We start from the raw sequence: 23,268 nt of genomic DNA, 5'->3' as shown, positions 1-23,268 counted from the left end.
CCGCCGCGGTTGCGCACCTGCGCGGTGGTTCTCCAGGTCACCGACGAAGGGCGAGGTACCCGATGACGGCGCCGCCGGCACCGATCGCCCCCACGGGGCCGCAGGAAGACCTGCGCGCGCTGTTCGGGCCGTCGACCACCCTGTTCGCCACGCTCGCCGGGCCGCAGCACGTGCTGGAGTCGGCGAACCCCGCGTTCCTCGCCGCCGTCGGCGCGACGGCGGCCCGCCCCGGCATGGCGCTCGCGGACCTCGTGGCCGAGCCGGGCGTCCAGGACCTGATCGCGCCCCTCGACGCGGTGTACCGCACCGGGGAGTCCACCACCGCCCGTGATGTCCGGGTCCGGCTCGAGGCCGGGGTGCAGGGGTCCTTCGACCTCACCTACGAGCCGCGCCGGGACGGCGACGGTACCGTCACCGGCGTGCACGTCCTGGGCGTGGAGACGACCCAGGTGCAGTACGCCCAGCGGCTGATGGCCGAGCACCGCGCCCTGCTCGAGCAGATCGCGCGCCAGGCCCCGCTGGCCGAGGTGCTCGACGGGATGGCCAGCACCATCGAGCGGCTCACCCCCGGCGACGTGATCGTCTCCATCCTGCTCGCCGACCCGGACGGCCGGCACCTGCGCCACGGGGCCGCCCCGAGCCTGCCCAGCTTCTACAACGAGGCCATCGACGGGATCGCCATCGGCGAGGGCGTCGGCTCCTGCGGCACGGCGGCCCACCGCCGCGAGCGGGTCGTTGTCAGCGACATCGCCACGGACCAGTTCTGGGCCGACTTCCGCGACCTGGCCACGCGGGCCGGGCTCGGCGCCTGCTGGTCCACGCCCATCCTGGCCCGCGACGGCGCGCTGCTGGGGACCTTCGCCGTCTACCACCGCACCGCGCGCGCCCCCGGCGAGGCCGACCTCGCCCTGACCCAGGTCTTCGCCGACACCGCGGCCCTGGCCATCGAGCGGCACCACATCGAGTCGGCCAAGGCGGCCGCCGAGGAGGCCGCCCGGGTCGCCCACGACGCGCTGGCCGAGGCGGTCCGCGCGGAGCGGGAGTTGCGCGCCGACGCCGAGCGCCGGGCCGCCGCGGCCGCGGAGCTCACCGCCCGGATGCGCACCGCCGCCGCCTCGCAGGCCGTCGTGCCGCACCCCGAGCACTGCCAGCTCGGCGGCGCCTCCGGGTGCGCCGCACCGGCCGAGATCAAGGTGGCCGACTCGTGGGGCGACTCGGCGTGGGGCTGCTCCGCGCACGTCGAGGAGGCGATCATGAACGTCCGCTCGGTGTTCATCGCCAGCGAGGAGCTCGGCGGGCTGGCCGCCTACCGCGACCGCTGATCGGCGCCGCTGATCCGCTCCCCCGTCGCGCCGCTGATCCCCGCCGATGATGACGATTCCCCGGCGGTGTCACCACATGCCACCGGGGAAGCACGGTTCGTCAGAAGCCCCAGCCCGGTCGCGACTCGCCTCAGCCGACGGTCCAGCGCTGGTTGGCCTGGCCGTTGCAGGACCAGAGGATGATCTTCGTGCCGTTGGCGGTCCCGGCACCGTTGGCGTCCAGGCAGAGCCCGGACTGCACGCCGGTGATGGTGCCGTTGGCGTTGACGTTCCACTGCTGGTTGGTCTGGCCGTTGCAGTCCCAGATCACCACGGCGGTGCCGTTGGTCGTGCCCCGGTTGTAGGCGTCGAGGCACTTGGTGCCGTACACCGTGAGCTGTTTCGAGGCGGTCGGCGTCCACTGCTGGTTGGTCGCGCCGGTGCAGTCCCACAGCTGCGCCTGGGTGCCGTTGGCGGTGGCCGCGCCGGCCACGTCCAGGCAGCGGCCGGACTGGCTTCCGGTGATGCGCCCGCCGGCCGTCCCACCGCCGCCGTCGGTGCCGGCCACGGTGAGCAGGACCGCCTCGCCGGCCGGGACGGTGGCCGTGTAGCTGCCGCTGATGCTGCCGAGGTCGGTCGCGGTCCACAGGTTGCGCACCGCGGCCGCCCCGGTGAGGCCCAGGTCCGACCAGCGCGCGGTGACGGCGGCCGCCGCGCCGGTCCGGTTGAGCAGCACGACCGCCCGCCGGCCGCTGCCGGAGAGCACTTTGCTGTACACCTGCAGCCCCGTCCGGTCCTCGGCGACCTTGACGCCCTGGCGCCCCAGCGGGTCCTGGTCGACGGCGATGACCTCGCGGTTGGTCAGCACGGCGCGCGTGTCGGCGCTCATCTGGTCGAGCCGGTTGCCGGCCAGCAGCGGCGCGCCCGAGATCGCCCACAGGCTCAGGTGGGTCCGGTTCTGCGCCGCGGTGAAGCCGGGCATGCCGGCGACGAGCATGTCGGGATCGTTGTAGTGCCCGGCGCTCTGCGCCGAGGGGTGCTGGGCGGCGTCGAAGTTGGCCAGGACCCGGCTCATCGAGGGCTGCTCGCCGAAGTAGATGATGTCGCCGCTGGTGCGCCACAGGCTCGACATGCCCGGCGCCCAGTTCCACGGGCTGCTGACGCCCCAGTTGCAGATCGACAGCACCAGCGGCCGGCCGGTCTGCGCGGTGGTCCGCCCGATCGCGTCGCTGATGGCCTGGTAGGTGCCGCGCGAGTCGAGTCCCTCGGCGGAGCCGCCGCACCAATCGACCTTGACATAGTCGAAGCCCCAGCGGGAGAACTGCAGGAAGTCCTGGTCGTAGTGGCCCTCGCTGCCACTGCCGGGGGCGGCGGGACGGCCGGTCGGGTAGTAGTACCCGCAGCCGTCGCGGCCGGCGTCGGTGTAGATGCCGGCCTTGAGGCCCTTGCTGTGGATGTAGTCGGCGATCGCCGCCATCCCGCCGGGCCAGTCGGCGCTGTCGACGGTGATGTTGCCGGCCGCGTCGCGGGTGCCCTGCCACCAGCCCTCGTCGATGTTGACGTACTGGTACCCGGCGTCCTTCATGCCGGAGGCGACGAGCGCGTCCGTCTGCGCCCTGATGACGTTGAAGTTGATCTTCGCGGCGAAGCTGTTCCACGACGCCCACCCCATCGGCGGCGTGGCGATGGCGGCGACCGCCGCGGCCGCCGGCCCGGCCGGCAGCAACGAGCCGCCCACGATGGTGCCGACCCCGAGCAGCAGGACCAGTCCACCGGCGCGCAGCCGTGTGAGCGCTAACATCAAGCGCCGTAGATTGTCCAGGGTTTTGCGCATGACGATTCCCTCCGGTGTGGCGGCGGCCGGATACGGCTGTTCGGGCCGTGTCCGGCCAGCATCGCCGAAGCCGCCGGGCCCGTCAAGCGCGCGGCGGCAATGAACGGCATCAATGCGAGGCGCGCCATGATGTGAGCGGTACGCAGCAATATTGTGCGCGGATCCGTTATCCACGGCGGGCGTGTGCGGTCACCCCGCCGGCCCCTCGTCGGTCAGGTCCGGTTTCCGCACGAGGCCGATCGCGACGTTGCCGGGACGGGCGCGAAACGGCGGGAGACACACCGGGTGCCACCGTCAGCAGCGACGTCGCCGCCGGCGCGTGGCCGCCGACGAGCCATCCGGGCAGCGGCCAGGTGACGCGTTGACCATCGCGGGCGACCGGCCGGCCGGACGGGTCCGGCGAGGGCGGGCCGGCGCGCCGCGCACCGCCTATCATCGACTCCAGCCATTGCTAATACGTATTAGCATCTTGACGTGGCGCAGCGTGCCCGCCACGATTCGATAACACGCCGTGAACACGAATGGGCAGGAGGGACAGCTGGTGTACGGCTACGACCGCACGACTCAGCACGACGCCCCTCGTCCCGTCGGCTTCAGCCGGACCACGGTGGCGCCGATGCCCGGCGGCACCCGCTCGGCCTCCAGGGCGTTCTCGTCCATGGTGGAGCCCCCGGTTCCACAGCCCCGCCACTGATCGCTTTCCACCTTCTACCGTTCATCGCCCGGACGGTCAGTCGCGCCTGCCGAACGACCTCCGCCATCGGCGGCGTATCGACCGTGCGCGACGCCGACCACCGTCCACAAGGGAGCTTCTGTGACATCTCAGCGCCTCGTCCGCCGTACCGCCTGCGCCGCGGCTGTCGGACTCGTCACCGCCGCCCTCGCCGCGACGCCGGCCGCGACCGCGTCACCGGCGGACGCCGCCCCGTTCAGCTTTCCCGCCTTCAGCTATGTCGGCACGGCGTTCGACAAGACGACGCTGCGGTACAACCCGACGAACGAGTTCATCTTCCCCAGCGTCATCCGGGCCGCCGACTACTTCGCCAACCCGCTCGGCACCTACTACCTGTACTACGCGCCGCACGAGAAGCCGGGCGGCATCTCCCTGGCCTACTCCGACTCCATCAACGGCCCCTGGACCGAGTACCCGAGCAACCCGCTGATCTCCAACACCTGGCTGCCGTACTACAACACGGTCAGCCACATCTCCTCACCGCACGCCATCTGGGTCGAAGGTGAGCAGAAGCTGTTCCTCTACTTCCACGGCGAGAACTCGATCACCCGGTACGCCACGTCCGACGACGGCATCCACTTCGAGTACGGCGGCACGGCGGTCCAGCGCGATGCCAGCACCGGCGGCGAGACCTCCTACGCCCGGGTCTTCGAACAGTCGATTCCGCGGCTCGGCAGCCGGTACCTGATGCTGTTCATGGACAACCCGACCGCCGCGCCCCCCGGCCCGACGGGTCCGGTGTCGCGGCGCATCCGCTGGGCCGTCTCCACCGACGCCCGGCACTGGACGACCCAGCCGCAGCCGATCGTCGTCCCGCAGGGCGACGAAGGCCCCAACGCCTCGGGCCCGTTCTACCTGCGCTGGCAGGGCCGCAACCTGGTGATCTTCCACGCCGCCGACGGCAACATGCACGCGGTGGACGTCGGCGAGAACTTCGACCAGGAGACCCACCTCGGCGTCGTGCACGACTCGATGACGGCCGCGCCGGACCTGGGCCGCTCCGCGGCGCCGACCTTCTACTTCGACGGCACCACCGTGCACATGTACTACGAGGCCGGTGCCCGGCTCACCGCCACCATCGCGCACGCGGTGGCCACGCTGGACGAGCCGCTGCCCGAGCGGCAGCTGAACTGCACGGTCGACCGGCCGGAGCTGTGGCCGCCGAACCACCGCATGGTCGACGTCAACGTGAGCGTCGAGCTCCCGGACGGCGTCCTCGGGCCGCGCGGCTTCCAGCTCGCCGACGTCACCGGTGGCGACGCCTCGGACGTCACGGGGTTCGTGGCGGGGCAACCGTCGCTGACCGGGCAGCTGCGGGCCGAACGGGCCGGCAACGGCGGCGACCGGGTCTACACCCTGACCTATCGCGGCCACGACGAGATCGGCCGCCCGGCCGGCTGCACCGTGACGGTGACGGTTCCGCACGACCAGGGCCACTGATCGCAGGCAGACGCGCGTGTCACGCCGGCGGATGCCGGCGTGACACGGCGTGGGGTCAGTCCTCGGCCCGCTCCAGGAACGCGAGGATGCGGCGCCAGGCGTCGGCCGAGGCGTCGGCCTGCTCGCGCAGTTCCTGTTCGAAGAAGCCGTGCGGTGCGCCGGGGTAGGTGACGATCTCGTGCGGCACCCCGCCTTCGGACAGTGCGGCGTCGAACGCCGCGACGGTGCCGGCCGGGATGTGCGGGTCCGCGCCACCGAACAGGCCGAGGATCGGCGCCCGCAGCTCGCCGGCCCGCTGGATCGGCCCCGGTGCGCCGTTGATGGTGTCGAGCGCCCCGTACAGGCCGATGGCGCCGGCCAGGCCGAAACGTCCGGCCGAGGTGAGGAACGCGAACCGCCCGCCGAGGCAGAAGCCGAGCGACACGACGGCGCGGGCCCGGCCGCCGGCGTCGGCGCGCAGGTGGGCGATGCCGGCGTCGAAGTCCGCATACAGCGTGTCGGGCCGCAGCCGCGCCAGGTGTGGCATGAGGTTCGGCAGGGCGGCGAAGTCGGCCGGACGCTCGTGGTAGCGGGTGCCGGCCGTACGTCCGTAGTAGTCGACCGCCAGCGCGGTGTGGCCCTGTTCGGCCAGGCGTACCGCGAGGCGCTCGTAGAACCTGGACAGTCCGCCGTTGTCCGGCAGCAGCAGGACACCGATGCCGGTGGGCTGGGCCGGTGCGGCCAGGTACGCGGCGAACTGGGTCGCGTCGGCCGAGGTGAGCAGCAGCGGCGCGCTGCTCACCGTCGTGACGGCCGGGCCGTGGATCGGTGGGCTGGCGTCGGCGTCGTAGCACACGAGCGGGGATCCTCTCCACAATGGACGATCGGGTCCGCCGCCGGCGGCCCGGGAGGTCGCCTCGAATGCTAGATACGCCAGGCCCAAATCATACCATTGTGGGGGATTTAAAGCTAGCACCGGCCGGCCCGTCCAGCATCGGCCGTTCGGTCGACGCGGCGCTCCGCTCGCCGACCCGGCAGCGGCGGGGTGCGGGAAACCCGTAGCAACTGTGCGGCTCAGTGCGGACACCCCCGCCCGCCGCTGCGGCGACGCTGGGGCGTCGGTCGCGGTGAAGGGAGCGCAATGCTCGGCAGGAGCCCGTTGTGGGCGCGGCTGTGCCTGGTCGCCGGTGTGCTGCTGCTCGCGGTCAGCGTCGGCTCGCTCGCCGGTGGCAGCATCCTGCTCGCGCACTACGGCGGCCAGGTCACCCACCCCGGCGGCCTCGGCTCGGCGGCGGCCGGCCACGACATCGGCGGGCCGATCGACCTGCTGCTCGTGGGCATCGACGAGCGGACCGGCAACGCGGCGATGGGCGCCCGCGCCGACTCGATCATCGTCGCCCACGTGCCGGCGAGCCACGACATGGTGTACCTGACCAGCATCCCCCGCGACACGCGGGTCGTCATCCCGGCGGACGCGCGCACCCAGTACCGGGGCGGGACCGACAAGATCAATGCCGCCTTCGAGTTCGGCTACCAGCACGGCGGCGGCCGCGACGAGGGGCTGACGCTGCTCGCCGAGACGGTCAGCGGGCTCGGCGGGGGCCTCAAGTTCAGCGGGGCCGCGATCGTCAACTTCGACGGGTTCAAGGACCTCGTCGACGCGCTCGGCGGCGTGCACATGTGCGTGGACGAGCGCACCACGTCGATCCACACCGGATGGAACACCCGGACCGGGCAGGAGGGGGAGCCGTACAACTTCAACGCCGACGGCATCCCGACCACCCTGAAGCCGAACATGCGCCCGCAGGTGTACGAGCCCGGCTGCTCGAACATGGCCAGCTGGCAGGCCCTCGACTACGTGCGGCAGCGTGACAAGCTCGCGGACAACGACGGCGACTACGGCCGGCAACGCCACCAGCAGCAGTTCATCAAGGCGATGCTGACCAAGGCCACCAGCGCCGGCGTCCTCACCAACCCGCAGAAGGTCGACCACATGCTCAACTCGCTCGGCAAGGCGGTCTCGTTCTACAACAACGACATCCCGCTCGCCGACTGGATCCTCACGCTGCACGGCATCACGCCGGAGCGCATGGTGACGCTGAAGACCAACGGGGGGCACTTCAACAGCGAGGTCGTCGGCGGCCAGTCGTACGAGATCCTCGACGCCACCACCAAGGGGCTCCTCGCCGCCATCGGCCAGGACCGCGTCGCCGAGTTCGTCGCCGCCCACCCCGAGCTCGTCGGCGACGCCCCGGGCACCGCGTGAGCGCGAGGATCTCCCGGCGCTCGCTGCTGCTCGCCCTCGGCGGGGTCGGGCTGGTGGCCGGGTGCGGCGACCACGCGAGCTGGCACGCCGGTGGCGACATTCCCGGCGACTCGCGCCCGGGCGAGGCCGCCTCGCCGGACCCGTCGGGCTCGCCGCTGGTCGTCCCGCCGGCGAATCCGCCGACGCCCGGGGTGTGCCCGTCGCCGGGCGGGATCGGGCCGAAAGGCCCGCAGTACACCCTCCCCTGCCACGGCACCGAGATCGCCCTCACCGTGGACGACGGGCCCGACCCCGCCTACACCCCGCGGATGCTGGCGCTCCTCGCCCAGCAGGGGATCCGCGCCACGTTCTGCATGATCGGCCGCAGCGCCGCCGCGCATCCCGACCTCGTCCGGCGGGTCCTCGACGGCGGGCACCACATCGCCAACCACACGCACAGCCACCCGATGAACATCGCGAAGCTGCCGGCGAGCGCCGTGCACGCCGAGATGGCGGAGGCCTCCGACGCGATCGCCAAGGCGTCGGGCACCGGATACCGGCCGACGCTGTTCCGCTCGCCCGGCGGCGCGTGGTCCCCGACCGTGCTGGCGCAGTGCGGCGCCCAGGGGCTGCGCGCGCTGGACTGGACCGTCGACCCGCGGGACTGGAGCCGGCCCGGCGTCCAGCACATCGTGTCCACGATCCTGCGCCAGACCCGTCCGGGCTCGATCATCCTCGAGCACGACGGCGGCGGCGATCGCGAGCAGACGCTCACCGCGCTGGGTGTCGTCCTGCCCCGGCTCCGTGACGCTGGGTACACCTTCGCCCAGCCGTGAGGGGGACGTGCGGCCGGCACCGGCGTGCCGGCCGCACCTTCCCGCAAAGCCTAGTACTCCAACGTCACTTCAGCCGTCGCGTGTGAGTCTGCGCTGGTAGTGCGATCGGCGGGCGCGTGCTTGGACGGTTCGGCGCCAGAGGCGTTGTCGCCCTTGGTGCCATCTCGCCAGGGCCGGACTTCGCCGTTGTGATGCGACGCTCGGTCCTTGGAGGCCGCGCGCATGGCATGGCGACAGCGGTCGGCGTTGCCGCCGGGGCCTTCGCCTGGGCGATCGCTGCCGCGACCGGCGTTGCAGCACTGGTCGCCGTGAGCGCTGTCGCCTTCACCGTCATCAAGCTTGCAGGAGCGGGCTATCTGCTCTACCTGGGTGTCAAGGCGCTGCGCTCGGCACTGCGCTCACGCGACCTGCGACCCGACCCGAACACCGGACCAGCCGCGGGGCCAGCGGCCGGGCCAGGCCCGTGGGCGGCGTTCCGTGACGGTCTGCTGTGCAACGCGCTCAACCCCAAGGCAGCGATGTTCTTCGTCGCGCTTCTGCCGCAGTTTCTCCCGGCCGACGCCGGACTCGTCCCGCTGCTGACGTTGTCCATGATCGCCGTGGTCATCACCGCCGCCTGGTTTCTCACCGTGGCGAATCTGGTCGCCGCGGCGCGCCGGGTGCTCGCCCGACCGGCCATGCGTCGTTGCATCGACGGGATCAGCGGCACGGTATTGATCGGCCTCGGCGTCCGGCTCGCGTTCACCACCGCCAGGTAGGCCCGTCCCGGTCACTCCGCTCGATCTGCCGCTGCGGCCATCAAATCCAGCTCAACCCGCTCGTAGTGGCCTAGCGCGTCGGCCTGCCGACCGGACCGGTACAGGGCCAGCATGAGCTGATGCGTGGGCTACGAACGGACAACACAGCACAGATCATCATCGCCGGACATGCCTTCAAATCCGACTACGCAAAGGCCCTGCCGGGTGGTGCGTGGCCACGCACCACCCGGCGCTGTCGAGCGTGCGAGCGCCGGCCGCGTCGCGCTCAACCCGCGACGGTCACCGCCTCATCGGCGACGTCCGTCGGGACTCGAGTGGCCGCCAGAACGAGCTCGGAGATCTCCTGGAGCACGATGGCGTCCGAGTGGCCCGAGGTCTTGATGGCGTCCTCGTACATCGTCACGTCCTTGGGGCACGCGCAGATGAAGTAGTCCAGATCGCCGAGCGCGACAGCCTCGTCGATGCGCTGTTCGCTCGGCCGGCGGCTGCCGGGCTCCGCGGTCTCCTTCATCCAGATCCGGCCACCACCCGCTCCGCAGCAGAAGCTCTTGCTGCGGTTGCGCGGCATCTCCACCAGTTCGATCCCGCAGCGCTCGATGAGCCGGCGCGGCTCGTCGAAGATCCCGTTGTAGCGGCCGAGAGCACATGGGTCGTGGTATGTGCCGCGCAGGCCGAGCGGGTTGACGATGGACAGACGACCGGCTTCGATCAGCTCCAGGAGCATGACCGAGTGGTGCGTCACCTGCTCCTTCTGCCACGGCGCGCCCAGCCGCGGGTACTCGTTGCGCAGCGTGTTGAACGAATGCGGGTCGCTGGTCAGGATGCGGTTGAAGGTGCAGGACGACAGGGCACGGATGTTGATGCCGGCCAGGCTCTGGAACAGACTCTCCTCGCCCGCTCGCCGCACATCGTTGCCCGCGGTGCGCTCCTCCTCGTACAGGATCCCGACGTCGACACCCGCCTCCACCAGAAGCCGGGCCAGAGCCTGGGTGTTGCGCTGGTTACGGGCGTCCAGGCTGGCGTAGTCACCGACGTACCACAGCACGTCGACCGGCTGCTTGCGCGCGTCGGACAGTTCGAAGTCCAGGGTCTTCGTCCACCGCGCCCGCTTGCGCTTGGACTCGCCGAAGCTGTTGCCGTTCTTCTGGATCGAGGTGAGCACGCCGGCGAGGGAGGCGTCGACCTCGCCGGCCTCGACCAGGCCGCGGCGCATCTGGTTGATGATCGGTACGTGCTCGATGCCGACCGGGCACACGTCCACGCAGGCGTTGCACTGCATGCAGGACCACAGCGTCTGCGGTGCGATCACCTCAGGAACCAGAACGTTCAGGTTCCCGAGGCTCTGCGCCTCGCGGAGGTCGAGGATGAGGTCACGGGGCGACAGCGGCATCGCCGAAGCCCGTGCGGGGCACACCTCGTGGCACTTGCCGCACTTGGTGCACGCGTCGAGATCCAGTCGGTGGGTGGTGGTGAAGTCCTTCAGCGTCGCGTACCCGGTCTCGGGCGCGGCGGGCAGCTCACGGCTGACCGTCTCGCTGCGCGTGGCGACCCCGGCGGCCCCGGTGAACATGTGCATCGCCTTGGTGAACGGAACCGCGGCCACGAACGCGAGTGCGACGAGGCCGTGTGCCCACCAGGTGACCAGCCGCAATCCGTCGGCGACGCCGGGGCTGAGACCCGCGTCGTGAAGGCCCACGCCGAGCGCGTAACCGATCGGCGACCATACCTCGAACGGAGGCGGGTCGATCGCGATACGGAAGGCCTCGAGCAGGAACCCGGTGCCGCCGAGGAAAATCAGCGACCACAGGAAGACCCAGTCGTCGAGCCGGTAACGAGCCCGTTTGGCCGACACCGGCCGGCCGTCCACGCGGGAGTAGTCGAGCCGGACTCCGCGGGCAGTGACGCGCCGGACAGCGAAGCCGACGAGGCCGACGAGCATCGCCGCGCCGAAGACGTCGAGGAACAGCGAGTAGCCCTTGTAGAAGGGGCCCACCCAGAAGTCCCAGCCGAGCGGAGCGGTGATGTGGTCGTTGATGGCGAGGATCGTGGTTCCGACGAACAGGACGATGAAGCCGTAGAAGACCGCCGCATGGGCCAGGCCGACCAGGCCCGCTCGTCGCCCGATCCACGCGTGGGTCAGGACGACCTTGAGCATGCGGCCGGGGTGCAGCCGGGTACCACGGCCCCGGTTGACCAGGTAGCGGCGGAGGAGCCGGAGGCAGCCCCAGGCGAACACCACGATCGAGGCGGTTGCCAGTACGTAGAACAGCACCACCTGCCATGTGGCGAACCCCTGGAACGTGTCCCGGGTCGCCGCCCCCGCCGGAGGCGCGGAAAGGATGGCAGTCACCACAGGGCCTCGAGCTCCTCGGCGACCTCGAAGATGTCCGCGATGGATCCCAGGTCTGCCACCTCGAAAATCGGCGCCTGCGGGTCCTTGTTCACCGCCACGATCTTCTCGCTTCCCTTGATCCCGGCGATGTGCTGGACGGCTCCGGAGATGCCGAACGCCAGGTACAGGCGCGGCTTGACGGATACTCCGGACTGGCCCACCTGACGGAACTTCGGCATCCACCCGGCGTCGATGAGCGGCCGCGAGGCCGCGAGCGTCACGCCCATCTTGTCGGCCAGGGCTTCGAATCGGGCGATGTTCTCCTTCTCCCCGACGCCCCGCCCGAGGGCCAGCACGATTTCGGCCTTGGTGATGTCGAAGTCGCCGGCGGGCGGGTTGACGAGCTCGACGTTCTCGATCCTGCTCGCGGTGTCGGGTGCACTCATTCTGGCCACTGGAGGCTGCGTGTCTGCGGGACCCGACGGCTGCCACACGGTCGGCCGCAACAGCAGGAACGCCGAGCCTGCGGGGAACTCGAGCTCGGCCTCGACCTTGCCACCGTAGAAGAGCCGCCGGGCCACCAGCCGGTCACCGTCGAACTCGCAGGCCATCACGTCGCTGGCCAGGCCCAGGCCCTCGGTGAGCGCGACCCGGGGCGCAACGGACATGACGTTGGCGGTGTGGCCGGCCAGTACCGCCGCCGGCCGGCGCTCGGCGATGACGTTTCGCAGCGCCGCCGCGACCACGTCCGCGTTGAACTCGGCCAGGCCGGCCTGCACCGCCAGCACCTCGTCGACCCCTTCAAGAGCGACGGCGTCCGTCAGGGCGTCGGGCGAGGCGGCGATCACGACGACCACCAGCCGTTGGTCGTTCTGCTTCAGCTCACGCCCGGCGGTCACCGCCTGCCGCGTCACGTCGGACACGACGCCGCGGGCGTGCTCGGCCAGCACCAGGATGTCGTTCACTTGGCTGCCCCCCGGACAAGCTCGGTAATCTTCGCGGCGATGGCCGCCGCGCCGCCGTTGACGATCTCGGCCCGCGCAGCCGGCGGGAGGACCATGTGTCGGATCCGGTATCCCGGCTCCCCCAGGTCAGCGAGGTCGGCGTCGACCACTTCGATGTCCTGCTGCTGGGCCTGCTGCAACGCCCGCAGCGTGACGTACCGCGGCTCGGCGATGCCGGTCTGGATGCTCAGCACCGCCGGGCCGCTGATCCGGATCACATCGACGACGCCGCCTTCGAGCTCTCGCCGCACGAGCGTCGTGCCCGCCGGTTCGCGGTCGATGCCCGTGACGACCGTGGCGCACGGCAGGTCCAGGACCCCTGCCACGGCCCCCGCCGTCGTGCCCTGTGCGGCGTCCGCTGACTGGGCGCCGCACAGGACGAGGTCGACCCCGAGCGGACGGACCGCCGCAGCGAGGACCCGACCGACGGTGAGCGGGTCCGCGAGTCGCTCGGGATCGGCGTCGACCCGAATGGCGTGGTCGGCGCCCATGGCCAACCCCTGCACCAGGACCTCTTCGGCGTCGTCGTCACCTGCGGTGACGACGACGACGCGTCCGGCGCCGGCCTGATCGCGCAGTCGCAGCGCTTCGGCGATCGCGGCGGCGTCCCATTCGTTGAGCCCGTAATCCAGGTAGTCAGGGTCGACGCTACGCCCGTCATCGGTGAACTCGATGTCGTCATCCGTGGTGCCGACGCGCTTGATGCAGACTGCGATGTGCATGGCTTTTCTTCTCTACTAGGCCTTGGGCTGGGCGTCTGGCGTAGGCCGGTAGATCGGACCGCGCGCGATGACCGGGTCGAGGATGCCGCCGGACAGGTAGTGGTCGGCCTCGTCGGGCAGAGCAGGCATGGGCTTCGGAGCGTTGCCGGGCATGCCCAGCGCCTTGGTGACCGCCGGATTCATCAGGTACGAGCCGGCGACGACGAAGCTGAGCGTGTCGAAGAGCGCAGGCTGCGACTTCTTCAGCCGGTCGACGGCCAGCGCCGGGTCGTCGTCGCCTTCGAGGGCCGCGACCAGCCCGTCGAACAGGTCCGGCCGCGCGGACAGGGCCCGGTCGACCCACTTCTCGTGGACCTTGGCCTGACTGGCGCTGGGCAGGCCAGCTCCTGCGGTGATGAGTACGTCGGCGAGTGCGGCCAGACGCTCCCGCTGGGCGCTGGTGAGCTGTCGCTCGATCTGGTAGACCGTCACCGTGCCACCTCCAGGTTGGTGTGGTTGTCGCTGATGTAGGTCACGACGCGCTTGGCGTTGGCACAGATGGTCGCCGTGATGTTCACGCCGGTCGACGTCGGGAAGACGCTGCCGTCGATGACGAACAGGTTAGGCACGTCGTGGCTGCGGCAGTACTTGTCGACCACCGAGTTCTCCGGGTCGTTGCCCATCTTCGCGGTGCCCATGATGTGTCCCGAGGTCCGGTTGCGCTCCGTCACCCAGGTCCGCACCGCACCGGCGGCCTGGTGGGCCTCGAGCGTGCGGGCGAGGTTGAAGTCGAGCATCTTGTGGGTGTTCTCGGACGTACGGTAGTGAATCTTCGGTGCCGGCAGGCCGTCGGAGTCCTTCAGATCCGGCGACAGGGAAACGTAGTTGGTCTCCTCCGGCAGGTCCTCGGGGACCACCGCCCACTCCAGCAGGTGTCCGACCGCCTGACGCATCTTGACGGCAAACTGGTCGCCCCAGAACTCCTCGTCCCGCACGCCTTCACCCGTGGTCCAGCGCGAGACGGTCTGCAGGGGGCTGTCCGAGGGCATCAGCAGCCACTTGCAGCCGCGCACGAACCCGCGGGAGGCCTCAGTCTCGTAGAACTGCATCGACTCGATGTACTGGCTCGGGCCGACCCAGTCGTCGAGCTGTTCCTCGTAGATGCCGACCGACGTGGCGTACGGGTGCACCATGAGCCGCTTGCCAACCAGTCCGCTGGAGTTGCCGAGGCCGTCGGGGTGCCGGTTCGAAGCCGACATCAGCAGCAGCCGCGCGGTGCCGATGGCGTTCGAGGAAAGGATGACCAGTGACGCGGGCTGGAAGTACTCCTGACCGTCCTTGATGTACACAGCGCCGTCGGCCAGGCCCCGCTCGTTGGTGGTCACCTGCGCCACCCGGGCGCCGGAGATGACCTTGGCACCCGCGCGCATCGCGGCCGGGAAATGCGTGACGTCCGTGGAGCCCTTGGCACCCGACGGGCAGCCCATGCGGCAGATGCCGTACCGGACGCACTGGGCCTGGCTGTGGTGCGGGGCGTTGCTGGGGATCGAGTCGTACCCGGGCCACCAGTGCCAGCCGAGCTTGTTCATCCCCTCGGCGGCCTTGCGTCCGGTCTTGTTGATCGGGAACGGCGGCAGCGGCGGGTTGTAGCCGGCCGGGTAGGTGGGGTTGCCGGCCAGGCCGGAGACGCCCATCTCCACGTCCATCAGGTTGTAGAACGGCTCGAGCTCCTCGTAGGAGATCGGCCAGTCGTCAGCCACGCCGTCGAGGGTCCGCACCCGGAAGTCCGAGGGCAGCGCCCGGCTCCAGCAGGCGGCGTACAGGATGCTGGAGCCACCCACGCCGCCGTACATCCACATCGGGACGTCGGACTCGGAGTTGTCGACCGGGTAGTCGTCCTTCTTGCCGCGGACGTTCGGGTCCGGGTGCCACTGCTTGGCCGACAGGAGGGCGAATTCCGGCTTGTTGCCGGGAAGCTCACTGCGGTCCACCCAGTTGCCCTGCTCTAGCACGACAACCTTGTATCCGGCCTCGGCGAGATGCTTCGCGGCGACACCGCCGGAGGCTCCCGCACCGACGATGAGCACGTCGGCCATTTCGTTTGTCGGCTTCACGCAAAGCCCTCCTTCATCGACCCGACGCGCCGCCGGGCAAATCCGTGAAAAATGGTCGTCTGGGAATTGACGTTGTCAGGTGGTCTGATGACCCGATGTCTGAAATCTAGGGTCGCGTTACGACCGTGTCAACGAGTTGTTTCGAGAAATTTCAGCCGAGGTCGGCCAGCGCGCGGAAGTGTCTCGGACGGCGGCTGGGCGCACGGAAACCGCTCATTCCACCGCTCGGGCCCGGCCAGGCCGGTGTCGATGAGAATCCGCGCCGAACCGGCCTGCACCGCGGCCCCCCAGGTCGGGATCTCCACCGGTTCGCCGGCGCCGAAAGTCAGGGCGCTGCGGTCGACGACCATCGTGCCCAGACGCACGGCCGTGACCGTGTACTGAGCGACGGTGTTCATCTCGGCAGCAGCGCGCTCACTTGTCGACCCGGAAGCGTCGGTGCGCGTCGGGGGCGAGCTCCACGCCCAACCCCGGCCGGTCCTGAACCTCGACGTAGCCGTCCTTGACGACGAGCGGACCCACGAGCAGGCCGTCCCACCCGGGGCCACCGTAGGCGTCGACCTCGATGAGCGGCGCGTTCTGGCACCCGAGGATCAAGTGCAGACCGGCGGCCAGGGCGACACCCGTACCGGAGGAGCACGCGATGTGCGGCACGCAGGTCAGGTTCCAGGCGCTGGCCATGTCGGCGACGCGCTTGGCCTCGGAGATTCCGCCCACGCTGGTGCAGTCCGGCTGCAGGATGTCAAACGTACGTCGGCGCAGCAGGTCAATGTACTCGTACCGGGTGAGCAGAGACTCCCCGCCGGCGAGCGGGATGCTGACCCGGTCGGCCAACCAACTGTGGTCGTCGACGTACTGGGTGACGCTGCGGGACAGGATGGGCTCTTCCAGCCACGACACCTTCAGCGATTCCAACTCACGAGCCAGGCTGAGCGCTCCGCGCCGGTCGTAGGACATGTTCGCGTCGACCATGAGGTCGGCCCGGTCGCCGACGGCGTCGCGTACCGAACCGACGAGATGGACGGCCTTGCCCAGGTCCCCGTCGACCCGCAGCTTGAGCGCGGTGTAGCCGTTCTCCACCGCGGCCCTGGCCTCGGCCACGATCTCCTGGACCGGCTTGAGCGAGGGTGCGAAGTAGGCACGGACCCGCTGCTTCGCCGCTCCCAGCAGCCGGTACACGGGCTGACCGGAGACCTTGCCCAGCAGGTCCCACAGGGCGATGTCGATGCCGCTGAGGGCGTACGTCTCGATGCCGCGCCGGCCCCACATGTGGGTCGCCTCGAGCATGCGCTGCCACAGCGCCGCGATGTCGAGCGGATCGGTGCCGCAGATCATGGGCCCGAGTTGGTCGTTGATGATTGGTCCGACGGTCGGGAAGTACTCGGCGGAGAAGCCGGCCTCGCCAATGCCGGTCACGCCTTCGTCGGTCTCGACCTGCACGATGATGCCGCCTTTGACCCCGACGGCCATCGCCCCCCACCGGAGCTGCTCCTGCAGCGGCGACCCCAGCGGCGTCGCGGTCACGGCAGTGATCTTCATAGAATTCGTTTCCTCGCTCGCTCGGTGCGGCTGGCCCGTGCCCTGGGCACGTGACCACGCCTGAGGTGGTGTTCGATCGGCCCTGGTCCGGTCACACGGCTTGTTCGGTTGTGTCGAGGTTCGTGACGATGTCGCGCTCGACATCGTGGATGTGGGCCACCGCTGCGGAGCTGGCCTCCCGGGGTTGCCGCCGGGTCACCGCGTCCACGATCCGGACGTGTCCGGCGTGGGCCCGGGCGCGGCGGTTGGGCAGCGCAATGACCTGATGGGAGTAGGCGAAGAACAGCGGCTCCAGGCCGGCGAGTACCTGGCACAGGACCGCGTTCTTGGCCACCTTGGCGATCATGCGATGCAGCTCGCCGTCGAGAGCGATGAACTCCTCGTCGCTGATCGACGGGACAGCGGCGCGCTCGATGACGGTCCACAGCTCGGCCGCCTCGTTGGCCGAGATCCGCTTGGCGGCAAGGCCTGCCGCGTCCCGTTCGAGCGGCCGGCGCACCTCGAACAACTCCGCAACGGTGATGCCCCCGTCCACCAGCAGCGCGCCCTGTCGTCCGCGTCGCTGCTGCCGTTGCTCGACGAAGACGCCGATGCCGTGCTCGGTACGCACGAACGCGTCGGCCTCCAGGCTGCGCAGCGCCTCCCGCATCGTGCTGCGGCCGACGCAGAACTGCTTAGCGAGGTCCCGCTCGGAGGCCAGGCGGTCCCCCGGCCGGTACTCGCCCTCGGTGATCAGTCGCGACAGTTGCGCGACGACCGCGTCTGCGAGCTTGAGCCGGCGGACGGGTTGGATGGTGTGCGTCACGATCTCGACATCGCTTCCCGTTGGTTCAACTCCGTGCGTCGCTGCGGCCGGTTCGCGTCGCCGCCGGGCGACGATCACCGGCCGCACCAAGCCCCTTTCCGTCAGCCGGAACCTCAGGCGTTCTGGGCCTTCTCCCGCTCGAGGTAGGCGACGATCGCCTCGACGAAGTCGGGCAGGTCCGGGGGCGTCCGGGACGTGATGACGTTGCCGTCCTGCACGACCGACTTGTCGTCGATCCACTCACCGCCGGCGTTGATGACGTCGTCGCGGATCGGCAGGTATCCGGTGGCCTGCCGACCTTTGAGCGCACCGGCCGACGCCAGTACCCAGCCACCGTGGCAGATCGCCGAGACCAGGCGCCCGGCCTGGAACACCTCCCGCACGAGGTTGATCATCGGTGGGTGCAGCCGCATGTTGTCCGGGGCGAAGCCACCAGGGACGACCACGGCGTCGAAGGAGCTGGCGCTGACCTCGGAGGCCGAGGCGTCGGCCTCCATCGGGTAGTGCTCCTTGCTGTCGAAGGTCGTCTTGCGTCCACTGCCCACGACGGTCACCTCCGCGCCGGCCGCCTGCAGACGCAGCAGGGGGTACCAGCCCTCCAGGATCTGGTACTCGTCTTCAATCAGCAGCGCGACGCGCACGCCGTTCAGGCTCATCTCGTTGTTCCTTTCAGCTGGAGAGCCGGTGCTCGATCCCGAAGCGCTGCGGACCGAGGCGGTTTCCCGCCGCCTCGGTCACGCTCTCGCCCGGGTGCTCGGCCATGACGGCCGGCGGCATTCGGGTCTCGCTCGCCGCCGGCCGTCATGCCCTCGCGTCAGGCCTTGTCAGCCTGGTCCAGCATCGCGAGGAACTCGATGCTGGTGCGCACATCGCCGTGGTTGGCCTGGATGTTGCGCAGGGCCTCCCAGTGCTGGCCGTAGCCGAGCGGCTGGTCAGCGTCGCCGGGGATGGAGGCCGGGATGGCGGCGGTCGTGTCGGCCAGGACGATGATCTTGAAGTCCTGGTTGTTGCCGTCGATCGCGGTGGAGATCTGGCAGTTGCCGGTGGACAGGCCGGCGACGACCAGCGTGTCGCAGCCCGCGCGGCGCATATACTCGGTGAGCGGGGTGCCGTAGAACGAGCTGAAGCGGTGCTTGCGGATCACCGGCTCGTCCGGCAGCGGCTTGAGCTCGTCGACCAGTTCGTCGCCTCCGTTGCCCCAGGAACCCGGGAACGCGTCCAGCTGGCCCACGAGGCCCCACTTCTTGTCGGCGAAGCCGGCGTCCTTGCCGTCACCGCGCAGGCCCCAGAGCGACCACACGACCGGGATTCCCCGGGAGCGGCAGGCCTCCAGCACGTTGACCACGGGCTGGATGACGTCCTTGCCCTCCGGGGCGCCACCGATGCTGGGGATGTACATGGCGCCACCGAGCTCGGCGCACGCTTTCTGCATGTCCAACACCAGCAGCATGGTCTTGTCGGGGTCGATGGTCGGCGCGACCCAGTTGGACCGGTCGATGACCTTGTCGATGTTCTCGTAGGTGAAGTCGAGCGAGGACATTGCTCCTCCTTAGATGATGGTGCTGGACGGGTTCAGGGGGTCAGGTTGTCGGTTCGTCAGTACGCGGCAGGCCAGAACCTGCTCACGAGGCGATCGGGGCATCGTCCCGACTCGCCGGTTCGTGGAGCTGGGGGTTGGCCGCCGACGCGGATGAATTGATCAGCGGTGTGGTGTGACGGCCGTTGCGGCCGGAAAAGATCGTCTTGGCCCCATTGCCGACAGCCGCACGAATCGCGGAGCCGCGGCCGGACGTCACGAAGACGGCGATGAGGATCAGGCTTCCCTTGATGATCAGCTGGGGCTCGGCGGGGACGCCCCGCAGGTTCATGATGTTGCCGATAACGCCGATGAGCAGGCCGCCGAGGACCGCGGTGGCCGGTGAGCCGAGGCCACCGAACAGGGACGCTCCACCGACGACCGCCGCCGCGATCGAGTCGAGTTCCAGGCCCTGGCCCAACTGGGAGCTGCCCTCACCGAGCTGTGCCGCGAGCATGAAGCCGGCGACGGCTGCCAGGAGCGCGGAGGTCGCATACGCGACGATGAGGTTGCGCCGGACGGGTAGCCCGGACAGGCGGGCCGCCTCGGCGTTGCCACCGATGGCGTAAAGCGCGCGGCCGAAGGTACTCCACCGCATGGTCAGGGCGAATACCACGGTGATGGCGACGAAGATGATGACCTGCACCGGCACGCTGCCGAGCTGACCGGAGAAGAAGCCGATGAACCCCTGGTGATCGATGCGCACGTAGGTGCCGCCCTGGACCAGGTAGGCGAGGCCCTGGACGACTCCCATCATGCCCAGGGTGGCGATGAACGGGGTGATCCCCCCGTACACGACGAGCACGCCGTTGACGACGCCGAAGCAGGCGCAGACGGCGATTGTGATGAGCACGGTCCAGACCACGGGTACGCCCTTGCTCATGAGCACCGCGGACAGGACCGTGGAGAAGGAGGCGATAGCTCCGACCGACAGGTCGATGCCCGCGGTAACGATCACCATGAACTGGCCGACGGCGAGGACCGAGACCACCGAGCCGGTGATGAGGATGTTGCGGAAGTTGTTGCTGGTGAGGAAATACGGCGAGAGCAGGTTGCCGACGACGAGGACGGCGATGATGCTGAAGAACAGCGGACCCTGACGCACGAGTGGTCGCGTCCATCTCGCCGCGCGCGGGGGCGCCTTGGCGGCTGCAGCGTCGCTCACGACTTGGTCTCCTGTCGGTCTCGGTACAGAACTTGGGGTGTTGGTTGATCCGGCTAGCGCAGCAGCGAGACAAGCCGGTCGTGCTCGATGTCGTCGTGGGTGAACTCCCCGACGACCCGGCCGCGTCCGAGCACGTAGATGCGGTCGCACATCAGCGCTTCGTCGATTTCCGAGCTGGAGACGAGGATGGAGCCGCCTTCGGCGAGGAAGTTGCGCATCTCCCGGTAGATCTCTTCCTTGGCGGCGACGTCGATTCCCCGGGTCGGCTCGCTGAGGATGAGCACCCGGCTGCCGGCGAGCAGCCACTTGCCGAAGACGACCTTCTGCTGATTGCCACCGCTGAGGGTGCCCACCGACTGATCGACGCCGCTGGTCTTGATCGCCAGAGTGCTGGACAGCTTCTTCGCCAGGAGCTGCTCGGCGCCGCGGCGCAGGTATCCAAACTTGGACACCTGGTTCAAGTCGGTGACGGTGAGGTTCTGCGCCACGCTCATGCCCAGGACCAGACCCTGTACCTTGCGCTCTTCCGGCAGCCAGCCCAGGCCGGCCCGGATGGTGGCGCGCGGTGAGCGGGAGGACAGCTTGCGCCCGTTGACGTAGACGTCACCGGAGGTGCGCGGCCGACTGCCGAAGATGCAGGCGGCCAGTTCCGACTGGCCGCTTCCCAGCAGACCGGTCACCGCGACCGCTTCCCCGGGCATGACGGTCAGCGAGATGTCGCGCAGGATGCTCTCGTCGCTGACCGATCGCACCTCGAGCGCGGGGGTCTGGTTCTCGGTCACCGTGTTCGGGTTGAGCCGCCGGTGGGCTCCCCCGCCGGCCTGGCCGACCATACCGCCGAGGAGCTTGTCGCCGATCATCTGGCGCACGGCCTCGTCCGCCGTCAGCTCCTGAGTGGACGCTGTGGTGATCTGCCTGCCGTCACGCAGAACCGTGACGCGGTCACAGATGTCGTACACCTCATCGAGCCGGTGCGAGATGTAGAGGATGCTCACCCCGTCGGCCTTCAGGCCGCGCAGGATGGCCAGGAGCCTGTCAACGTCTGGCGTCGGCAGGGTGGCCGTGGGTTCGTCGAGCAGCACGACCTTTGCCTTGTGGTGAACGACCTTGGCGATCTCCACCGCCTGACGCTGCGCGAGGGTCAGGTCGCGTACCCGCATCTCGACATCGATGTCGAAGCCGAGCGAGCCCAGCGCGTCACGCGCCTCTCGCCGCAGCTTGGCCCAGTTGACCACGCCCCCACGCCGGGGCAGATCGGAGAGGAAGATGTTCTCGGCCGCTGTCAACTGCGGCACGACGCTGAGCTCTTGGTAGATGGTGTGGATTCCGGCCGCCTGGGCGTCCGCCGGCTTCTGGAACCGGACGGCGTGCCCGCCCATCGCGATCGTGCCGGCGGAAGGGCCTTGCGCGCCGGAAATGATCTTCACGAGGGTCGACTTCCCGGCGCCGTTCTGGCCCATGAGACCGATCGCCTCTCCGGCGTTAACGTCGAGGTTCACGCCGGAGAGCGCAGGCACGCCCGTGTAGCTCTTGGAGATCTCTCGCAACGAGAGCACAGGGACGCCAGGGGTCGTGCGCACGTGGTTCACCTAATCTCCTGTGGTGAGCGTGTCGGATGCGATCAGTCGGGACGTGCGCGGCCGATCAGTACGGGCTGTCGGCCTTGTAGTAATTGGAGGCGTCGGCCGGCGTGACGACGGTCGGCTTGAGGAAGTAGTTGCCTCCCGGGCACGCCTCGGACTGCGGCACGCCCTTCAGCGCCTTATCGAGCATCTGCGAGCCGACGACGCCCTGCTCGTACGGGCTGTTTGCGACGGTCGCGATGATCGGCCCGTTGGGGTTGTCCGCCATTTCCTTGACGACCGACATGCGGGCGTCGTAACCGGCGATGAGGACCTTGTCCCAGGAGCCGGCGCCCTTGAGCGCGGTCTCGATGCCCGGGAGCATGGAGTCGGTCACGGTGAAGATGACCTGGAGGTCAGGGTTGGCCGTGGCGACGGCTCGGACCGGGCCGATGGCCCCGTCGGCGTTGAACTTTCCGAAGACGTCCGGGAGCCAGTTCAGCGTCGGGGCACCATCCACGGAGGCGTAGCCCTCCTTGAATCCCTTGTCCCGCCGGGAGCTGTTGGAGTCGCCGGGGAAGCCCTTGACCATGAGGGCTTTCACCGACCCCGAGGCGTTCTTGGCCTTGAGCGCCTTGGCCATCTCGATGCCCATCTGCCGGGCGTTTTCGACCTCGTTCTCCGCCACGTAGCAGTAGGCCTTGTCGGCCAGGCTCGGGTCGAGGGAGGTGTTGACGAGAACAAAGGGGATCTTGGCGTCCTTGAGCGCCTTGATGCTGGAGCCGACAGCCAGTGGATCGGTCGGGTTGAGCACCAGTCCCTTGACGCCCTGGGAAATGAACGTCTGCACCTGAGAGTTCTGGGTCTGCGGCTTGCCCTCACCGCCGACGGTGGTCAGCGCGTAACCGAGCTTGGCCATCTCGGACTTGACGCCGTCGGCCTGCACTTCGTACCAGCCGTTGCCGAAGTTCGCCTGGGCGAATCCGACCTTGCCCTTCCCGCCTGAGTCGGCGGCCGCGCCGGAGCCTCCGTCGTTGCCGCACGCCGCCGTCGCCAGCACCAGGGCGGCGGCTACCGCGACCTGCGCGCCGAGCGCCCGACCGACTCTTCGCCCGTTGGCCATCTGCAACTCCTCGAGATGATTTCTACGCCCGAAACATGTAGTTGTGAACCTGTGACCATGTGAACGGGTCATCAGGTGGTCTGAACACTAAGGACGTTTCAAGGGGGTGTCAACGGGATCACACAACCTCGTTTTCCCCCTTTTGGCGCCCCCGACGGGCGCCGACCACCTCACCTGGACCGACCCCGTTCGACGTCACGTACGCCAAGGGAGGCCGACCG

Annotated in this window: 21 protein-coding genes; 5 read left to right on the top strand and 16 right to left on the bottom strand. The window is 69.5% G+C overall.

Translation table 11 applies throughout. The features are described from left to right. Positions 1–62 precede the first annotated feature (62 nt). Positions 63–1,322, top strand: coding sequence for a GAF domain-containing protein (locus ACQP2P_RS20080; protein ID WP_433618116.1), 1,260 nt, complete (start codon positions 63–65; stop codon positions 1,320–1,322). A 130-nt stretch (positions 1,323–1,452) separates the two neighbouring features. Here the strand turns inward: ACQP2P_RS20080 and ACQP2P_RS20075 are convergent, their stop codons facing one another. Next, on the bottom strand, positions 1,453–3,102 hold the full coding sequence (locus tag ACQP2P_RS20075) for a glycoside hydrolase family 27 protein (protein WP_433618114.1): 1,650 nt from the start codon (positions 3,100–3,102) through the stop codon (positions 1,453–1,455). A gap of 847 nt (positions 3,103–3,949) precedes the next feature. Here ACQP2P_RS20075 and ACQP2P_RS20070 point away from each other — a divergent pair. After that, positions 3,950–5,308: a hypothetical protein gene (locus ACQP2P_RS20070; RefSeq protein ID WP_433618113.1), complete on the top strand. Its 1,359-nt coding sequence runs from the start codon at positions 3,950–3,952 to the stop codon at positions 5,306–5,308. Between the two features lie 55 nt (positions 5,309–5,363). Here ACQP2P_RS20070 and ACQP2P_RS20065 read toward each other — a convergent pair whose 3' ends face one another. Next, a complete protein-coding gene (locus ACQP2P_RS20065) occupies positions 5,364–6,143 on the bottom strand; it encodes a dienelactone hydrolase family protein (RefSeq protein WP_433618112.1) in 780 nt (259 codons plus the stop codon). A 285-nt stretch (positions 6,144–6,428) separates the two neighbouring features. Here ACQP2P_RS20065 and ACQP2P_RS20060 point away from each other — a divergent pair, with 285 nt between their 5' ends. The 3 genes from ACQP2P_RS20060 (at position 6,429) to ACQP2P_RS20050 (ending at position 9,126) form a co-directional block, all read left to right on the top strand. Next, positions 6,429–7,553 carry an LCP family protein gene (locus ACQP2P_RS20060; RefSeq protein WP_433618110.1) on the top strand — a complete coding sequence of 375 codons (1,125 nt, stop codon included), beginning with the start codon at positions 6,429–6,431 and terminating at the stop codon, positions 7,551–7,553. Continuing rightward, complete coding sequence (locus ACQP2P_RS20055; protein ID WP_433618109.1) at positions 7,550–8,368, top strand: polysaccharide deacetylase family protein; 819 nt, start codon at positions 7,550–7,552, stop codon at positions 8,366–8,368. Before ACQP2P_RS20060 ends, ACQP2P_RS20055 begins: the two co-directional genes overlap by 4 nt. A gap of 116 nt (positions 8,369–8,484) precedes the next feature. Continuing rightward, on the top strand, positions 8,485–9,126 hold the full coding sequence (locus ACQP2P_RS20050) for a LysE family translocator (protein WP_433618108.1): 642 nt from the start codon (positions 8,485–8,487) through the stop codon (positions 9,124–9,126). An 11-nt stretch (positions 9,127–9,137) separates the two neighbouring features. On the opposite strand, the gene ACQP2P_RS20045 is transcribed toward ACQP2P_RS20050, so the two are convergent. From ACQP2P_RS20045 to ACQP2P_RS19980, 14 genes are all read right to left on the bottom strand, one after another. Next, complete coding sequence (locus tag ACQP2P_RS20045) at positions 9,138–9,239, bottom strand: BTAD domain-containing putative transcriptional regulator (protein WP_433618106.1); 102 nt, start codon at positions 9,237–9,239, stop codon at positions 9,138–9,140. A gap of 152 nt (positions 9,240–9,391) precedes the next feature. Further along, a complete protein-coding gene (locus ACQP2P_RS20040) occupies positions 9,392–11,476 on the bottom strand; it encodes a heterodisulfide reductase-related iron-sulfur binding cluster (RefSeq protein ID WP_433618105.1) in 2,085 nt (694 codons plus the stop codon). Then, entirely contained in the window at positions 11,473–12,423 is a 951-nt protein-coding gene (locus tag ACQP2P_RS20035) for an electron transfer flavoprotein subunit alpha/FixB family protein (protein WP_433618104.1), read from the bottom strand. Before ACQP2P_RS20035 ends, ACQP2P_RS20040 begins: the two co-directional genes overlap by 4 nt. After that, a complete protein-coding gene (locus tag ACQP2P_RS20030; protein ID WP_433618103.1) occupies positions 12,420–13,184 on the bottom strand; it encodes an electron transfer flavoprotein subunit beta/FixA family protein in 765 nt (254 codons plus the stop codon). The genes ACQP2P_RS20035 and ACQP2P_RS20030 overlap by 4 nt, the downstream gene beginning before the upstream one ends. 15 nt (positions 13,185–13,199) lie before the next feature. Beyond that, a complete protein-coding gene (locus tag ACQP2P_RS20025; RefSeq protein WP_433618102.1) occupies positions 13,200–13,655 on the bottom strand; it encodes a hypothetical protein in 456 nt (151 codons plus the stop codon). After that, entirely contained in the window at positions 13,652–15,277 is a 1,626-nt protein-coding gene (locus ACQP2P_RS20020; RefSeq protein ID WP_433618100.1) for a GMC family oxidoreductase, read from the bottom strand. The genes ACQP2P_RS20025 and ACQP2P_RS20020 overlap by 4 nt, the downstream gene beginning before the upstream one ends. Positions 15,278–15,405: 128 nt before the next feature. Then, on the bottom strand, positions 15,406–15,675 hold the full coding sequence (locus ACQP2P_RS20015; RefSeq protein ID WP_433618098.1) for a hypothetical protein: 270 nt from the start codon (positions 15,673–15,675) through the stop codon (positions 15,406–15,408). Between the two features lie 16 nt (positions 15,676–15,691). Continuing rightward, a complete protein-coding gene (locus ACQP2P_RS20010; RefSeq protein WP_433618096.1) occupies positions 15,692–16,816 on the bottom strand; it encodes a mandelate racemase/muconate lactonizing enzyme family protein in 1,125 nt (374 codons plus the stop codon). A gap of 91 nt (positions 16,817–16,907) precedes the next feature. Continuing rightward, the gene (locus tag ACQP2P_RS20005) at positions 16,908–17,699 is read right to left on the bottom strand and encodes a FadR/GntR family transcriptional regulator (protein WP_433618094.1); all 792 of its coding nucleotides are present in this window, start codon (positions 17,697–17,699) and stop codon (positions 16,908–16,910) included. Positions 17,700–17,734: 35 nt separating this feature from the next. Further along, positions 17,735–18,277, bottom strand: a complete 543-nt coding sequence (locus ACQP2P_RS20000) for a type 1 glutamine amidotransferase domain-containing protein (protein WP_433618092.1) — start codon at positions 18,275–18,277, stop codon at positions 17,735–17,737. Between the two features lie 158 nt (positions 18,278–18,435). Next, positions 18,436–19,161 carry a cysteine hydrolase family protein gene (locus tag ACQP2P_RS19995; RefSeq protein WP_433618090.1) on the bottom strand — a complete coding sequence of 242 codons (726 nt, stop codon included), beginning with the start codon at positions 19,159–19,161 and terminating at the stop codon, positions 18,436–18,438. An 82-nt stretch (positions 19,162–19,243) separates the two neighbouring features. Then, entirely contained in the window at positions 19,244–20,302 is a 1,059-nt protein-coding gene (locus tag ACQP2P_RS19990; RefSeq protein ID WP_433618088.1) for an ABC transporter permease, read from the bottom strand. A 113-nt stretch (positions 20,303–20,415) separates the two neighbouring features. Beyond that, on the bottom strand, positions 20,416–21,951 hold the full coding sequence (locus tag ACQP2P_RS19985) for a sugar ABC transporter ATP-binding protein (RefSeq protein WP_433618086.1): 1,536 nt from the start codon (positions 21,949–21,951) through the stop codon (positions 20,416–20,418). A gap of 55 nt (positions 21,952–22,006) precedes the next feature. Further along, positions 22,007–23,047 carry a sugar ABC transporter substrate-binding protein gene (locus ACQP2P_RS19980; RefSeq protein WP_433618084.1) on the bottom strand — a complete coding sequence of 347 codons (1,041 nt, stop codon included), beginning with the start codon at positions 23,045–23,047 and terminating at the stop codon, positions 22,007–22,009. Positions 23,048–23,268 lie beyond the last annotated feature (221 nt).

Origin of the sequence: Dactylosporangium sp. CA-139114, from assembly GCF_050955725.1 — a bacterium.
Lineage (GTDB): Bacteria > Actinomycetota > Actinomycetes > Mycobacteriales > Micromonosporaceae > Dactylosporangium.
This window is presented reverse-complemented; position numbering and strand designations above follow the sequence as displayed.

Coding starts and splice junctions, on each gene's coding strand:
- ACQP2P_RS19980 (WP_433618084.1), bottom strand. CDS start 23,047: ATGGCCAACGGGCGAAGAGTCGGTCGGGCGCTCGGCGCGCAGGTCGCG.
- ACQP2P_RS20080 (WP_433618116.1), top strand. CDS start 63: ATGACGGCGCCGCCGGCACCGATCGCCCCCACGGGGCCGCAGGAAGAC.
- ACQP2P_RS20010 (WP_433618096.1), bottom strand. CDS start 16,816: ATGAAGATCACTGCCGTGACCGCGACGCCGCTGGGGTCGCCGCTGCAG.
- ACQP2P_RS20030 (WP_433618103.1), bottom strand. CDS start 13,184: ATGCACATCGCAGTCTGCATCAAGCGCGTCGGCACCACGGATGACGAC.
- ACQP2P_RS20075 (WP_433618114.1), bottom strand. CDS start 3,102: ATGTTAGCGCTCACACGGCTGCGCGCCGGTGGACTGGTCCTGCTGCTC.
- ACQP2P_RS20015 (WP_433618098.1), bottom strand. CDS start 15,675: ATGAACACCGTCGCTCAGTACACGGTCACGGCCGTGCGTCTGGGCACG.
- ACQP2P_RS20000 (WP_433618092.1), bottom strand. CDS start 18,277: ATGAGCCTGAACGGCGTGCGCGTCGCGCTGCTGATTGAAGACGAGTAC.
- ACQP2P_RS19995 (WP_433618090.1), bottom strand. CDS start 19,161: ATGTCCTCGCTCGACTTCACCTACGAGAACATCGACAAGGTCATCGAC.
- ACQP2P_RS20060 (WP_433618110.1), top strand. CDS start 6,429: ATGCTCGGCAGGAGCCCGTTGTGGGCGCGGCTGTGCCTGGTCGCCGGT.
- ACQP2P_RS20045 (WP_433618106.1), bottom strand. CDS start 9,239: ATGCTGGCCCTGTACCGGTCCGGTCGGCAGGCCGACGCGCTAGGCCAC.